The organism is Agrobacterium sp. InxBP2, from assembly GCF_026191755.1.
GTDB classification, from domain to species: domain Bacteria; phylum Pseudomonadota; class Alphaproteobacteria; order Rhizobiales; family Rhizobiaceae; genus Agrobacterium; species Agrobacterium pusense.
Window position 1 is genome coordinate 380,065 of record NZ_JAINDY010000034.1, and the last position, 14,367, is coordinate 394,431.

Genomic DNA, 14,367 nt, shown 5'->3' on the forward strand with positions numbered 1-14,367 from the left:
ATTGGTTCTGCCGCCCTGTGCTATTATATTTGCCTGATATCAGGGAATCGGCGGCAGAACGCATGAAACAATATCTCGATCTTCTCCGGCATGTGATGGAAACTGGCTCCGACCGCGGAGACCGCACCGGCACCGGCACGCGCTCGGTGTTCGGTTACCAGATGCGTTTCGACCTTGCAGAGGGGTTTCCGGTCCTCACCACCAAGAAGCTGCATCTGCGGTCCATTATCCATGAACTCCTGTGGTTCCTGAACGGCGATACCAATATCGCCTATCTCAAGGAAAACGGCGTTTCCATCTGGGATGAATGGGCCGATGAGAACGGCGATCTAGGCCCGGTCTATGGCGCACAGTGGCGGTCCTGGCCCGCGCCGGACGGACGCCACATCGACCAGATCGCGCTTCTGATCGAGGGCCTGAAAACCAACCCGAACTCGCGCCGTCATATTGTCTCCGCCTGGAACCCGGCGCTGGTGGACGAGATGGCGCTGCCGCCCTGCCACTGCCTGTTCCAGTTCTATGTTGCTGACGGAAAGCTCTCCTGCCAGCTTTACCAGCGTTCCGCCGATATTTTCCTCGGCGTGCCGTTCAACATCGCGTCCTATGCTCTTTTAACTCTGATGGTCGCGCAGGTGGTTGGTCTGAAACCGGGCGATTTCGTCCATACGCTCGGCGATGCGCATATCTATGCCAATCATTTCGAACAGGCACGGCTGCAGATGACGCGCACGCCGAAGGCCTTGCCGACGATGCGCCTCAATCCTGATGTTAAGGACCTTTTCGGCTTTAAGTTCGAAGACTTTACGCTGGAAAACTACGAGGCCGATTCAAGCATCAAGGCACCGATCGCGGTATGACCGAGCCGCGTATCATCATCATCGTCGCAGTGTCCGAGAACGGCGTCATCGGCCGCGACCTCGACATGCCGTGGAAGCTTTCCACCGACCTCAAGCGCTTCAAGGCGATGACGATGGGCAAGCCGCTCATCATGGGCCGCAAGACGTTTTTATCCGTCGGCGAGCGTCCGTTGCCCGGCCGCCCGCATATCATCGTCAGTCGTAATGCCGATTACCGGCCGCAGGGTGTCGATGTCGTCTCCTCACTGGAGGAGGCCTTGAAGCTCGCCAAAAGCAAGGCTGCGGAACTCCGCGTGGATGAGGTCTTCGTGGCCGGTGGTGGAGAGATCTACCGTCAGGCCATGCCCTTCGCCGATCAACTTTCCGTCACCCACGTCGCGGTAAAGCTCGATGGCGACACTTTTTTCCCGGAGATCGATCCCGTCGTTTTTGAGAAAACCGAGGAAATCCCTGCTCCCGCTGGGGAAAAGGACAATTATCCCGTTCTGTTTACCACGTATATGCGGAGAGCCGCGGCAAAGTGAACTATTTACCCAGATTGGGTATTTAGTTACCACCTCTGCGTTGAAACGAACGCTTCTCCTTCCTATAACGGGTCGATATTCCCGCCGCACGCGAGCAATCGCTTTCGAACGGAACCGGGAGAGGCTTTTATAAAGAGGTATTGATGCCCTGGAGCAATCAGAATGGCGGCGGCGGCCCATGGGGCGGCGGCGGTGGAGGAAACAACCAGGGCGGCGGTGGCGGCCCGTGGGGGCAGGGGCCTAACCGGCCTCGCGGCGGTGGCGGCGGCAATGGCGGTCCGCCCGATCTGGAAGAGATCATCCGGCGCAGCCAGGACCGTTTCAAAAATGTGCTGCCTGGCGGTTTCAATGGCGGCGCAGTTGCCATCGTGGTTCTCGTCGTGCTGGTTTTCCTCGGCATCCAGTCCATCTACACCGTCCAGCCGGACGAGCGCGGCGTTGAGCTGCGTTTCGGCCGTCCGAAGGACGAAATCTCGATGCCCGGTCTGCATTTCCATCTGTGGCCGATCGAGACGGTTGAAATCGTCAAGGTCACCGAGCAGCAGCAGAATATCGGTTCGCGGGCCTCGTCGTCTTCGTCGAGCGGCGTGATGCTCACCGGCGACCAGAACATCGTCAACGTTCAGTTCTCGGTGCTCTATACGGTTTCCGATCCGAAATCCTATCTCTTCAACGTCGACAGCCCGGCCGAGACGCTGCAGCAGGTTTCCGAAAGCGCCATGCGCGAAGTCGTCGGCCGTCGTCCGGCGCAGGATATCTTCCGCGATAACCGTCAGGCAATTGCGGCGGATGTGCGCACCATCATCCAGTCCACCATGGACGGTTATGGCGCCGGCATTTCCATCAATGCCGTGGCCATCGAAGATGCGGCGCCGCCGCGTGAAGTGGCCGACGCGTTTGACGAAGTGCAGCGTGCCGAGCAGGACGAAGACCGCTTCGTTCAGGAAGCCAATCAATACGCCAACCAGAAGCTCGGCGCCGCTCGCGGTCAGGCCGCGCAGATCCTCGAAGAGGCGAACGCCTACAAGTCGCGCGTCGTCAACGAGGCGCAGGGTGAGGCGCAGCGCTTTGTCTCCATCTATGACCAGTATCGCACGGCGCCTGACGTGACCCGTCAGCGCATGTTCCTGGAAACGATGGAACAGGTCCTGAAGGGATCCAACAAGATCATCATCGATGAAAAACAGGGCGTGGTGCCTTATCTGCCTCTGAACGAGATCATGCGCAACAATCCGGGCGCAGCACCGCAGGGAGGCAACTGATATGGGTAACCGTCTTACAGCCGTTCTCGTCGGTCTCGCCGTCCTGCTTTTTCTCGGTTATTCGTCGATCTTCGTGGTCAACGAGCGCCAGCAGGCCATCGTCGTCCGCTTCGGTGAAATCCAGGACGTGAAAACAGCGCCGGGCCTCTATTTCAAGCTGCCCTTCGCCTTCATGGATGCTGACCGCGTGCAATATATCGAGAACCGCGCCTTGCGTTTTGACCACGATAATATCCGTGTTCAGGTTTCCGGCGGCAAGTTCTACGAGGTCGATGCCTTCGTGGTCTACCGTATTACGGATGCGCGCCGCTTCCGGCAGACGGTCTCCGGTGACCAGATGTCGGCTGAATCGCGCCTGCGCACCCGTCTCGACGCATCGCTGCGCCGGGTTTACGGTCTGCGCGGCTTCGAATCGGCGCTGTCCGACGCACGTGCGTCGATGATGCAGGAAGTGCGTGACGATCTGCGTCCCGATGCGGAATCGCTCGGCATCAGCATCGTCGATGTCCGCATCCGCCGTACCGACCTGACGCAGGAAGTCTCCCAGCAGACCTTCGAACGCATGAAGTCGGAGCGTCTGGCGGAAGCCGAACTGATCCGCGCCCGTGGTAACGAAGAAGCGCAGCGCCGCCGCGCTATCGCCGACCGTCAGGTTGTGGAACTGGAATCCGACGCTCGCCGCCAGTCCGAAGTTCTGCGCGGTGAAGGCGATGCGGAGCGTAACAAGGTGTTCGGCGAGGCTTTCCAGCGCGATCCGAACTTCTTCGAGTTCTATCGTTCCATGTCGGCCTATGCCAACGCACTGAACGGCAATGGCACGACGCTGGTTCTGTCGCCGGACTCGACCTTCTTCCGTTATTTCAACAATATCGACGGTGCGGCACCTGCCTCTCCGGCCGCGCCCGCACCGGCGCCGGCGAACTGATGGCGGATAAAATGAATTTGGAGGGGCCGGTTTTTACCGGCCCTTTCTTTTTGAGGTGTTGCGCTCTGAAATTCATAAAATTGTGGGTCAGCGGCAATAATCTTCTGTCTTTCATCATATGGAAACCGGAAGATGTCGCCTACGCCTGGCCACGACAGAGACAATTACAAAGCTGCTTTTACTTTCGCCATAGTAGGATTTGCATCATTTTCATTGATGGACGCTGTTTCAAAAATTCTCAGCGGCTTGCACTCTCTTCCTCAAGTCCTCTTTTTCTCCGGAATTTTCGCGATCTTTTTCGGTTTGTTGCTTGCCAAGCCGTTGGGTGGATTCAAAATTAATTCGGTTAAGGGATGGGCGGTGGTCTCTGCTCGGGGACTCATGTCCGTCGCCATGATATGGCTGACGTTGTATGCGATCTCTCGTATGCCAATCGCCAATGTTTATTCGATTCGCTTCACGAGCCCGATCATCACGATATTTTTGGCTCTGGTGTTTTTGAACGAACGTCCTGTCGGGCTTCAGTGGCTGTCCGCCCTTCTAGGCCTTGCCGGCGTATTGGTCGTTCTGCAGCCGAGCGGCATAATAGACAGCCTAGCCGTTGCCCTCGCCTTTGCTGCCGCTTTTGCGCAGTCGGCATCGACCATCATGGTGAGACGATGGAGGGCCCAATCGACTCCATTGGCGGATACCATGCTGCCCGTCATTATTCTGGTTCTCATCACCGGTGTCCTTCTCCCGGAAAGCTATACTCCGCCAACGCCGATTGAGTGGCTCTTTTACATTGGGGCAGGTGCATTGCTGGCAATCGGGAGATTGTGCCTCACGCTTTCGATCCGCATGGCTCAATCGTCCATCGTCGCGCCACTTCAATATACCCAACTTCTGTGGAGTTTGTTGTTCGGCTACCTATTTTTCTCGGAACAGCCCGTTTTGCTTTTGTGGTCGGGCTACTGCCTTGTTTTCGTCAGCGGAGTTATTGGGCTAATGTTCAGCCGGACGACGCGGCCCGCTCGATGACCGCCGTGTGCCCTCTGCGTTTTTTTTCTGGAAACCATTACTATTGACAATAGGTGTTTGCCTCGTCCTCGCTTTTCTGTACGGCTTTGAGACGCGATGAGGTGGCGGAATCGATTGCCTGTTCACGAAAAGGTATTTTTACACTTCATCATTCCGCCTTATGCTTTGACGATATATGCAGGGCAAGACGATTTGAAACGCGAGGACGCATATGGCCGTGACCCTTCTTTCGCCTTTTCGCAGCAGCATTTCCGCAGTCGCGGTAATAGCGCTTGTTGCGGGCAGCTTTGCGGCGCCGCTTCCGGCGGGCGCGCAAAGCCACGGGCCGGAATCTGTTGCCGATCTTGCCGAGCCGCTGCTGGATGCGGTGGTGAATATTTCCACGTCGCAGAACGTCAAGACAGATGGCAAGGGGCCGGTTCCGCCACGTCTGCCGGAAGGTTCGCCCTTCCAGGAGTTCTTCAAGGATTATTTCGACAGCCAGAAGCCGGAAGGCGGTGAAAAGGTCAATTCCCTCGGGTCCGGTTTTGTGATCGATCCCGCCGGTTATGTCGTCACCAACAACCACGTCATCGAGGGTGCCGATGCCATCGAGGTGATTTTCCCGAATGGCTCGAAGCTCAAGGCGACGCTTGTCGGCACCGATACCAAGACCGATCTTTCCGTTCTGAAGGTGGAGCCAAAAACGCCGCTGAAGGCGGTCAAATTTGGCGATTCGCGCAGCATGCGCATTGGCGACTGGGTAATGGCGGTCGGTAACCCCTTCGGGCTTGGCGGATCGCTGACCGTTGGCGTCATTTCAGCGCGCGGCCGCAATATCAATGCCGGCCCTTATGACAATTTCATCCAGACGGATGCGGCCATCAACAAGGGTAACTCCGGTGGACCGCTCTTCAACATGAAGGGCGAGGTGATTGGCATCAATACGGCGATCATTTCGCCGAGCGGCGGTTCGATCGGTATCGGTTTCGCCGTTCCGACGGAGCTTGCACAGAACATCGTTCAGCAACTGATCGAATTCGGAGAGACCCGCCGCGGCTGGCTGGGTGTTCGCGTCCAGCCGGTCACGGACGATGTGGCCGCGAGCCTCGGCATGGACAGCGCCAAGGGCGCGCTGATTTCCGGGGTCGCCAAGGGCGGCCCGGTGGAAAACGGTCCGATCCAGGCTGGCGACGTCGTGCTGAAATTCGATGGCAAGGATATTCACGAGATGCGCGACCTTCTGCGGATCGTGGCGGAAAGCCCGGTCGGCAAGGAAGTCGATGTCGTCATCCTGCGAGACGGAAAGGAAGAGACCGTCAAGGTCAAGCTGGGCCAGCTGCAGGATACCAAGGATGAGAAAGCTTCGACTGACGACCAGCAGACTGACGACGGCGACAGCGGTGTGATCGCGCCGGAAGACAATGATGGCGGCGACGATCAGGCCCAGGATCAGACTCCGGAGGTGCGTGAAGCGCCGCAGAGCGTGCTTGGCATGAATCTCGTTGTGCTCAGCAATGAGTTGCGGACGGAAAAGGGCATTGCCGAGAGCGTTGAAGGCGTGCTGGTCGCAAGTGTCGATCCGGGTTCGCCCGCAGAACAGAAGGGTATGAAGGCAGGCGATGTGATTGTGGAAGTCGGACAGGACTTCATGGAGGTTCCCGGCGACGTGCTTGTGCGGGTGAATGGTCTGAAATCGGAAGGCCGCAAGAACGCCCACATGATGGTGGCCGATGCGCAGGGCAATCTGCGCGTGGTGGCGCTGCCGCTGGAATAACGCTTTCCGCACGATCGGGCAGGAATCGGGTGGTTCCGATGCTGCCGGCTCTTTAAGCCTTGGCCTCCACCGAACGGAGGCCAAGGCTATGAAATTACTTGAAAACAAAGTCGCCATCATCATCGGCGCGTCATCCGGCATCGGCCGCGCGACGGCGCGCCTGTTTGCCGCTCATGGCGCCGCCGTCGTCATTAATGCGCGCGGCGAAAAGGCGCTGGACGAGGTTGCCGCCGAGATTCGTGAGGCGGGCGGACCTGTGCACACGGTTGCCGGCGACGCTGGCGTTGCGGAAACCCATTCCCGTTTGGCCGAGGCGGCCACCGACGTTTTTGGTGGTCTCGATATCGCCGTCAACAATGCGGGCGGCGTGGGTGCCGCCAAGCCGCTGGCGGAAATTTCGCCTGACGAATGGGATTACGTGCTTGACGTCAACCTGACTTCCGCCTTTCTTGGCGCGCGCCATCAGATTCCGCTGATGCTGAGGCGCGGCGGCGGTTCCATCGTCTTTACCTCAAGTTTCGTCGGCACCAGTGTCGGCATACCGGGCATGTCGGCTTATGGCGCTGCGAAGGCCGCGCTGATGGGGCTGGTGAAGGGTATTACCGCCGATTATGCCGCCCGCGGCGTTCGCGCCAATGCGTTGTTGCCCGGGGGTGTGGACACGCCGATGGCAGGGGATCAGGCACAAAAGGACTGGGCCGCCGGCCTGCATGCGATGAAACGCATCGCCCAGCCCGAGGAAATAGCGCAGGCAGCGCTTTTCCTCGCCAGCCCGATGGCGAGTTTTGTCGCTGGCGCGGCGCTTTTTGCCGATGGTGGCAACGCCGCGGTGAAATAATTCCGGACCGGCGGGTCACGACGTCAACGCGCCCGCCATTGCTCCAGCGTCAGCGCATAGGTGACGTGCGGACGCAGATGGGGATGCGTCTCCGCGGGCACGCGGGGATGGTCGAAATCCCGCAAGGGATCACGTTTCAGCCCGATTCGCTCCATCACGGCGGTCGAACGGTGGTTGTTCCAGACAGCGAAGGAGACGATTTCCGGCGTCTCCTTTTCGTCAAAGGCCATCACGAGCAGCGACTGCGCCGCTTCGGTGACATAGCCATGTCCCCAGAAACGGGTGGCGAGCCGCCAGCCGATCTCCATGGTGCCGACCGGGAAGGGCGGGTCGAGATTAAGGACGGGCGAAATACCGCAAAATCCCATGGATTCGCCTGTTTCCCGCTGCTCCATCGCATAGAAGCCATAACCACTGCCGCGGATCATGCCATTGATGGTTTCGAGAACCGCGTCCGCTTCCTGATGGCTGCGGCGGAAGGGGAAAAATTCCATGACCTTCTCGTCGGCATTGATTTCACGGAAAAGGTCTCGGTCGCTCTCCTTCCACTCCCGCAGAATAAGTCTTGGAGTCTCGCGAATGATCATGGGGTGACAAAGTCCGTCTTTCGATAACCCTGAATATAAAGAAGCGCCGTCAGGTCGCCATGGTCGATGCGCATCTGCGCTTCGGCCGCCACGGCCGGCTTGGCGTGCAGGGCCACGCCCGCGCCCGCCACATGCAGCATGCCCAGATCATTGGCTCCATCGCCAACCGCCATCGCCTCATCTGGAGAAATGCCGAGTTTGGCAGCAATATCATTCAACGCATCCACCTTGGCCTGTTTTCCGAGGATGGGTTCGGCAACGGTGCCATCAAGCTCGCCATTTGCCTCACCAAGCAGATTGGCGCGGTTCTCGTCAAAACCGAGCACCGCGGCGACACGGCTGGTGAAGACGGTGAAACCGCCTGACACGAGGGCCGTGTAATAGCCTTTCGCCTTCATGGTGGCGATGAGTTCCTTGCCACCCGGGGTCAGCGTGATGCGCTTTTCGATGACGTCATCGATGACAGCAACCGGCAGTCCTTTCAGCAACGCGACGCGCTCCCGCAGTGCCGGTTCAAAGGCGATTTCGCCGTTCATGGCGCGTGCGGTGATGGCGGAGACCTTGTCCTTCAGCCCGACTTCAGCTGCCAGCTCATCGATGCATTCCTGACCGATCATGGTCGAATCCATGTCTGCGATCAGGAGTTTCTTGCGACGCTGGTCCTGCTCCTGGATTACGATATCGATCGGCTGGCCGGCGAGGGTGTCAGCGATAGCCCTGTGTGCCTGCTCTATTGCGGTGCCGGAGGGCAGTGCGATATCGCAGGCAATCCCGTCCGCCAGCCAGTAGAGGCCCGATGCGTTCACGGCCTTCGCGGCCGCTTCGCCGAGGGCCGGTGTCAGAACAGGATTTGACGGATTGGCGATAAGCGTGGCAACCAGAGCCATGATGAAAAACCTTGATGAGAATTTTGATGCGATCCTGATAACCGGCCCGACGGCTAGCGGCAAGTCCGCGCTTGCGCTTCGTCTGGCTGCGGAGCGGGACGGTGTCGTCATCAATGCCGACAGCATGCAGGTTTACGACACGCTGCGCGTGTTGACCGCCCGACCGTCCGAAGACGAGATGGAGGGGGTGCCGCATCTCCTCTACGGTCACGTGCCGGCGAGCAGCCTCTACTCCACGGGCGAATGGCTGCGGGACATCTCCACTGTGCTTGCCGATCTGCGCGGGCAGGGGCGTTTCCCCGTCATCGTCGGCGGCACGGGGCTTTATTTCAAGGCGCTGACAGGCGGGCTTTCCGACATGCCTGCCATTCCGGACACGATCCGTGAGCCGATGCGGGCCCGGTTGATCGAAGAAGGCGCAGCCATCCTTTACGCCGAGCTTGCCCGGCGCGATCCCGTCATGGCCGACATGCTCCAGCCGGGAGACGGCCAGCGTATTGTCCGCGCGCTGGAGGTGCTTGAAGCGACCGGGAAGTCCATCAGGGATTTTCAGCTTGCCCGTGGCCAGATGATCGTTGATCCGGACCGGGCGCAAAAACTCGTGGTCCTGCCGGAGAGGCCGGTATTGCATGCGCGTATCAACCGGCGTTTCGAAGCCATGATGCATAGCGGTGCGGTGGAGGAGGTGCAGGCGCTTCTCGCCCTCGATCTTCCGGCCGATGCCACCGTCATGAAGGCGATTGGCGTTGCCCAGATTGCTGAAATGCTGGCCGGGCGCATGAGCACGGCGGATGTAGTTGAAAGATCGGCCGCTGCAACCCGACAATATGCCAAACGGCAGATGACATGGTTCCGCAACCAGATGGATGAAGACTGGATGCGTATTCAGCCGTGAAGGAACTCAATCTTTCCTGTAGAGACTGCCGAGCGGTTTCTTGAGCAGGCTTTCACGCAGCGACGGGCGTGTATCACCCTGGGGACCATTCTGCGCCTGCATCTGGAAACCGGCTTTGCGCAACTCGTTGACGGCGCTGGAGGCGGTGTCGGTGCCTACCGGATTTTGTGATGCAGGCAGGGCGCGCCCAGGTAGCATGTCCGGGCGGTAGGGTTCGTATTCCTCGCTTACGGCCGCCCCCAGCTCCCGCTTCCAGGGATCGATATCGGCCGCGTCGAGAGGCCGCGCGGTCGGTTCCGCCGGATCGGAAAAGGCCGCTTCCACGCTCTGCTGAAAGCCTGTGATAACCGGCCTGCTTGCGGCGCGCATGCGGGTGACGATGGCGTTCAGGTCAACGGTATCGGGCGTTTCCTGGCTGGCGTGGCTGATCGTGCCGCTCGCCTTGGGCAATTTGATGGTGGGCACCCGGTCGAAACGCATGCGCATTGGCACCCCGACTGCCTCGCCGAAGGCGATGGCTTCGCCATTGCCGATGGAGGAAAGAAAGCTTGTGGTTGAGGCCGATGCGTTCGGCACAGCCGAGAGAATGATCTTCTGGTCGATCTCGTTCGACAGCCGCATGGCGAAAACAGTCGAACATTGCGACAGGATTGTCTGATCCAGCTCACTGGGTCTCTGGGTGATGATCCCCAGCGAAATGCCGTATTTCCGGCCTTCCTTGGCAATCTGGGCGATGGATTGCCGGGTGGGGAAAAAGCCGCGCTCGGGGTCGGCGGGAACATAACGGTGCGCTTCCTCGCACACCACGAGCATATGCAGCGAACCGCGCGCCAGCACCGCCAGTTCGAAGGACATACGGCAAAGAACGGAAACCACCGAGTTTACCACTTCGGACGGGATGCCCGACAGTTGGAATACCGAAATCGGTTTGCCTTCCCCGGGAATGCGGAAAATATGCGCCACCGTTTCCAGAATCGTGTCGCTGATCGTATTGCTGGAGAACATGAAATTATAACGCGTGTCGTTGATGGCCGAAAGAATGCGGCCTTTCAGCGTGCGCAGCGCCGGTTTTTCGCCACGCCCCTCCAGCCGCCCGATGCGCTCGTCGATGAGGGCGAGAAGATCGGCGATGCGGTAGGGAACCGGCGTGTCCGGTGTGATCGCGCTCTTGTCGGAGGTGCGGCGAACGGCCGAACCTTCGGTTCCGCGAAACGCTTTTTTCGCCTCGGGAATCAGATCCCGCAGAACATCCATTTCCTCCGGCACGGGTTTGCGGCCGCGGAACACAACCTCCGCGAACTCCTCAAGGCGCATCAACCAGAAGGGAAGGTCCAGCGTATCGGTGTCGATGACGACGGAATGATCTGGGAAGGCGGCGGCGAATTCGTTGTGCGGATCAAGAATGAGGACACGCAGTTTCGGGTCGGTCTCGATTGCCTTGTTCAAAAGCAGGGAGACCGCAGTGGTCTTGCCCACACCGGTCGAACCGACAACGGCGAAATGTTTGGCCAGCATCTGCGGAATATTGATGGCGGCATTGATCGTATCGTCCTGCGTCAGCTTGCCGATGACGCAGGCGTCGCGCTTGCCGCCGTCGTAAATCCTGGAGAGGTCGCTCGCACGGATACGATGCGCGACCGCGCCGAGATAGGGATAACGGGAGATGCCGGTGGAAAAGCGTTCGCTGCCATCTTCGGTGCGATAAACCTCGCCCACGAGTTCAACGTCGATCAGCAGCCTGTTCGGCTTGTCTGGCGCCCAGTATTCTTCGCCGGTCCGCATGGCAAAGACAAGCGCGGCGACGCGGCTCGTGCCCATTTCAATGGAGATCAGGCGTCCGACGGACCAGAGCTGCGATACGTCTGTGGTGCCCGGTTCGGTTTCCGCAACAATGGTGGCGCGGGCGCCGTCGCAGGCGATGACACGGCCGAGCATGCGGTTGGCCGGCTGCTCGCCGGATCGCCGTTCGTTTTCGCCCATGCGGGACGCGTTATGAAACGTGTCGTTACTCACATTTTTTCCCGGTACATGCGGATGATCGCGGTGGTTCCGGCAGCATCTGCCTTCCCGGTATAAAAGATTATGCTTAACAACAGGTGTATCACTTGCGTTCGAAAATTTCGTGCAGACGCGCTTTCCGGTAATAAAAGAAGGCGAAGGTGATTTTTTCATGCAATATGCGTTGACGGCTGGGGCTTTTGTGGCTAACACTCCGGCCCATGAAAAATCTTAACGTACTTATCGTGGTGGGACGGCGCATGGGCAGGATGGTGTAACCATCCGGCGAAAGCACCCATGCGCTGAACGAGGCTCCTCTAGGGGCCTTTTTTTATGTCTTCAAACAGGCCCTAGGGCTCCTCGATATCCAAAGCCAAAGCGGGATGGAAACAGGCAATGACGGATAAGGACAATACGGAAAACAGCAATCGCATGACAGGTGCGGAGATCGTTCTGCAGGCGCTGAAGGACAACGGCGTCGAGCACATCTTCGGTTATCCCGGCGGCGCCGTACTTCCGATCTATGACGAGATTTTCCAGCAGGAAGACATCCAGCATATTCTCGTGCGCCATGAGCAGGGCGCTGGCCATGCGGCTGAAGGTTATGCCCGCTCCACCGGCAAGGTCGGTGTCATGCTCGTCACCTCAGGTCCCGGCGCGACCAATGCGGTCACCCCGCTGCAGGATGCGCTGATGGATTCCATTCCGCTCGTCTGCCTGTCCGGCCAAGTTCCCACCACGCTGATCGGCTCGGACGCGTTCCAGGAATGCGATACTGTTGGCATCACGCGCCCCTGCACCAAGCACAACTGGCTGGTGAAGGACGTCAACGAACTGGCTGGTATCATCCATGAGGCTTTCCGCATTGCGCAGACCGGACGTCCGGGTCCTGTCGTTGTCGATATCCCGAAGGACATCCAGTTCGCCACCGGCACCTACACGCCGCCTTCGGCTGCCGTCCAGCAGAAGAGCTACAAGCCGAAGGTTCAGGGCGACCTCAACGCCATCCATGCCGCCATCGAACTGATGTCGAAGGCGAAAAAGCCGGTTTTCTACACCGGCGGCGGCGTCATCAATTCCGGCCCGGAAGCAACCCGGTTGCTGCGTGAACTGGTCGAGCTGACCGGCTTCCCGATCACGTCGACATTGATGGGTCTCGGTGCCTATCCGGCGTCCGGCAAGAACTGGCTCGGCATGCTGGGCATGCACGGTTCCTACGAAGCCAACATGACGATGCATGATTGCGACGTTCTCGTCTGCGTCGGCGCGCGTTTCGACGACCGTATTACCGGCCGCATCAACGCTTTCTCGCCGAATTCGAAGAAGATCCATATCGATATCGATCCCTCCTCGATCAACAAGACGGTTCGCGTCGACGTTCCGATCATTGGTGATGTCAGCCATGTCCTGGAAGACATGGTTCGCCTGTGGCGCGCTTTGCCGAAGAAGCCGGAGAAGGCGCAGACCGCAGAGTGGTGGTCCCAGATCGAGCGCTGGCGTGCCCGCAACTCCTTCGCCTACAAGAATTCCAACGATGTCATCATGCCGCAATATGCGCTGCAGCGGCTTTATGAGGCATCGAAGGGGCGTGACACCTACATCACGACGGAAGTCGGCCAGCACCAGATGTGGGCGGCGCAGTTTTTTGGCTTCGAGGAGCCGAACCACTGGATGACCTCGGGCGGTCTCGGCACCATGGGCTACGGCCTGCCGGCCGCCATCGGCGTTCAGGTCGCGCATCCCGAAGCGCTGGTTATCGACATTGCCGGTGACGCCTCGATCCAGATGTGCATTCAGGAGATGTCCTGCGCCATCCAGTACGGCCTGCCGGTGAAGATCTTCATCCTCAACAACCAGTATATGGGCATGGTGCGCCAGTGGCAGCAGCTGCTGCACGGCAACCGCCTGTCCAACTCCTATACGGAAGCCATGCCCGATTTCGTCAAGCTCGCGGAAGCCTATGGCGCGGTTGGCATGTATTGCGACGACCCGAAGGAACTGGATGACAAGATTGCCGAGATGATCGCGGTCAAGAAGCCGGTCATTTTCGATTGCCGTGTTGCCAATCTCGCCAATTGCTTCCCGATGATTCCGTCTGGTAAGGCTCATAACGAGATGTTGTTGCCGGATGAGGCGACGGATGAAGCAGTTGCCAACGCCATTGACGCCAAGGGCCGTCAGCTAGTCTGAGCCGGGAGAGGAAAAGGACATGAACGCACACCTACAACCCACCGGCTCCGCCTACTTCATCCAGAAGGAAACGGCCGCCGTCGAAAACCACACGCTGTCGGTTCTCGTCAACAACGAGCCCGGCGTGCTGGCTCGGGTCATCGGGCTCTTTTCCGGCCGTGGCTACAACATTGAAAGCCTGACGGTTTCGGAAACCGAACATGAGGCGCATCTCTCGCGCATCACCATCGTCACGCGCGGCACGCCCATCGTGCTGGAGCAGATCAAGGCGCAGCTGGAACGGATCGTGCCGGTGCACCGGGTTCTCGACCTGACCGTTCGCGCCCGCGAACTGGGGCAGGAGCGGCCGATCGAGCGGGAAGTGGCGCTGATCAAGGTTGCCGGCACCGGTGAAGTCCGTGCCGAGGCGTTGCGGCTTGCCGATGCGTTTCAGGCCAAGGTCGTGGATGCGACGGTGGAGCATTTCGTCTTCGAAATCACCGGCAAGTCGTCGAAGATCGACCAGTTCGTGGCCATCATCAAGCCGCTCGGCCTGATCGAAATCTGCCGCACCGGGATCGCGGCGATGAACCGCGGTTCGCAGGGGATGTAATCTCCGTCTTCAGAGCAGATGTTGGAATACAAGCCC

13 protein-coding genes are annotated in these 14,367 nt (G+C 59.2%); 10 read left to right on the forward strand and 3 right to left on the reverse strand.

The features are described 5' to 3' along the window. Positions 1 to 62 precede the first annotated feature (62 nt). The 7 genes from K7A42_RS23605 (at position 63) to K7A42_RS23635 (ending at position 7,182) form a co-directional block, all read left to right on the forward strand. Positions 63 to 857, forward strand: a complete 795-nt coding sequence (locus K7A42_RS23605) for a thymidylate synthase (RefSeq protein WP_004442739.1) — start codon at positions 63 to 65, stop codon at positions 855 to 857. Further along, positions 854 to 1,381, forward strand: coding sequence for a dihydrofolate reductase (locus K7A42_RS23610; protein ID WP_004442738.1), 528 nt, complete (start codon positions 854 to 856; stop codon positions 1,379 to 1,381). Before K7A42_RS23605 ends, K7A42_RS23610 begins: the two co-directional genes overlap by 4 nt. A gap of 143 nt (positions 1,382 to 1,524) precedes the next feature. Beyond that, on the forward strand, positions 1,525 to 2,643 hold the full coding sequence (gene hflK / locus K7A42_RS23615; RefSeq protein ID WP_004442737.1) for an FtsH protease activity modulator HflK: 1,119 nt from the start codon (positions 1,525 to 1,527) through the stop codon (positions 2,641 to 2,643). 1 nt (position 2,644) lies between these two features. Next, positions 2,645 to 3,568: a protease modulator HflC gene (gene hflC, locus K7A42_RS23620; protein WP_004442736.1), complete on the forward strand. Its 924-nt coding sequence runs from the start codon at positions 2,645 to 2,647 to the stop codon at positions 3,566 to 3,568. A gap of 132 nt (positions 3,569 to 3,700) precedes the next feature. Next, positions 3,701 to 4,588: a DMT family transporter gene (locus K7A42_RS23625; RefSeq protein ID WP_112635572.1), complete on the forward strand. Its 888-nt coding sequence runs from the start codon at positions 3,701 to 3,703 to the stop codon at positions 4,586 to 4,588. 211 nt (positions 4,589 to 4,799) lie between these two features. Further along, positions 4,800 to 6,344 (forward strand): Do family serine endopeptidase, encoded by a 1,545-nt coding sequence (locus tag K7A42_RS23630; protein WP_282455969.1) that lies wholly within the window; start codon positions 4,800 to 4,802, stop codon positions 6,342 to 6,344. 88 nt (positions 6,345 to 6,432) lie between these two features. Beyond that, on the forward strand, positions 6,433 to 7,182 hold the full coding sequence (locus K7A42_RS23635) for an SDR family oxidoreductase (protein ID WP_282455970.1): 750 nt from the start codon (positions 6,433 to 6,435) through the stop codon (positions 7,180 to 7,182). A 23-nt stretch (positions 7,183 to 7,205) separates the two neighbouring features. On the opposite strand, the gene K7A42_RS23640 is transcribed toward K7A42_RS23635, so the two are convergent. Both K7A42_RS23640 and serB read right to left on the reverse strand, forming a co-directional pair. Further along, the gene (locus tag K7A42_RS23640) at positions 7,206 to 7,769 is read right to left on the reverse strand and encodes a GNAT family N-acetyltransferase (RefSeq protein WP_037089922.1); all 564 of its coding nucleotides are present in this window, start codon (positions 7,767 to 7,769) and stop codon (positions 7,206 to 7,208) included. Next, positions 7,766 to 8,656 (reverse strand): phosphoserine phosphatase SerB, encoded by an 891-nt coding sequence (gene serB / locus K7A42_RS23645; protein ID WP_037089924.1) that lies wholly within the window; start codon positions 8,654 to 8,656, stop codon positions 7,766 to 7,768. The genes K7A42_RS23640 and serB overlap by 4 nt, the downstream gene beginning before the upstream one ends. Here serB and miaA point away from each other — a divergent pair. Continuing rightward, on the forward strand, positions 8,655 to 9,551 hold the full coding sequence (miaA, locus tag K7A42_RS23650; protein WP_282455971.1) for a tRNA (adenosine(37)-N6)-dimethylallyltransferase MiaA: 897 nt from the start codon (positions 8,655 to 8,657) through the stop codon (positions 9,549 to 9,551). The genes serB and miaA overlap by 2 nt on opposite strands. A gap of 6 nt (positions 9,552 to 9,557) precedes the next feature. Here miaA and K7A42_RS23655 read toward each other — a convergent pair whose 3' ends face one another. Beyond that, positions 9,558 to 11,564, reverse strand: a complete 2,007-nt coding sequence (locus tag K7A42_RS23655; RefSeq protein ID WP_022556567.1) for an ATP-binding protein — start codon at positions 11,562 to 11,564, stop codon at positions 9,558 to 9,560. A 381-nt stretch (positions 11,565 to 11,945) separates the two neighbouring features. Here K7A42_RS23655 and K7A42_RS23660 point away from each other — a divergent pair, with 381 nt between their 5' ends. Both K7A42_RS23660 and ilvN read left to right on the forward strand, forming a co-directional pair. Beyond that, positions 11,946 to 13,739, forward strand: coding sequence for an acetolactate synthase 3 large subunit (locus K7A42_RS23660; RefSeq protein ID WP_022556565.1), 1,794 nt, complete (start codon positions 11,946 to 11,948; stop codon positions 13,737 to 13,739). Positions 13,740 to 13,758: 19 nt separating this feature from the next. Then, entirely contained in the window at positions 13,759 to 14,331 is a 573-nt protein-coding gene (ilvN, locus tag K7A42_RS23665; protein ID WP_282455972.1) for an acetolactate synthase small subunit, read from the forward strand. The last annotated feature ends 36 nt before the right edge of the window (positions 14,332 to 14,367 follow it).

Excerpts from the sequence above, each read along its gene's own strand:
- K7A42_RS23605 (WP_004442739.1), top strand. The coding sequence starts at position 63 with ATGAAACAATATCTCGATCTTCTCCGGCATGTGATGGAAACTGGCTCC.
- K7A42_RS23610 (WP_004442738.1), top strand. The coding sequence starts at position 854 with ATGACCGAGCCGCGTATCATCATCATCGTCGCAGTGTCCGAGAACGGC.
- hflK (WP_004442737.1), top strand. The coding sequence starts at position 1,525 with ATGCCCTGGAGCAATCAGAATGGCGGCGGCGGCCCATGGGGCGGCGGC.
- hflC (WP_004442736.1), top strand. The coding sequence starts at position 2,645 with ATGGGTAACCGTCTTACAGCCGTTCTCGTCGGTCTCGCCGTCCTGCTT.
- K7A42_RS23625 (WP_112635572.1), top strand. The coding sequence starts at position 3,701 with ATGTCGCCTACGCCTGGCCACGACAGAGACAATTACAAAGCTGCTTTT.
- K7A42_RS23630 (WP_282455969.1), top strand. The coding sequence starts at position 4,800 with ATGGCCGTGACCCTTCTTTCGCCTTTTCGCAGCAGCATTTCCGCAGTC.
- K7A42_RS23635 (WP_282455970.1), top strand. The coding sequence starts at position 6,433 with ATGAAATTACTTGAAAACAAAGTCGCCATCATCATCGGCGCGTCATCC.
- K7A42_RS23640 (WP_037089922.1), bottom strand. The coding sequence starts at position 7,769 with ATGATCATTCGCGAGACTCCAAGACTTATTCTGCGGGAGTGGAAGGAG.
- miaA (WP_282455971.1), top strand. The coding sequence starts at position 8,655 with ATGATGAAAAACCTTGATGAGAATTTTGATGCGATCCTGATAACCGGC.
- serB (WP_037089924.1), bottom strand. The coding sequence starts at position 8,656 with ATGGCTCTGGTTGCCACGCTTATCGCCAATCCGTCAAATCCTGTTCTG.
- K7A42_RS23660 (WP_022556565.1), top strand. The coding sequence starts at position 11,946 with ATGACGGATAAGGACAATACGGAAAACAGCAATCGCATGACAGGTGCG.
- ilvN (WP_282455972.1), top strand. The coding sequence starts at position 13,759 with ATGAACGCACACCTACAACCCACCGGCTCCGCCTACTTCATCCAGAAG.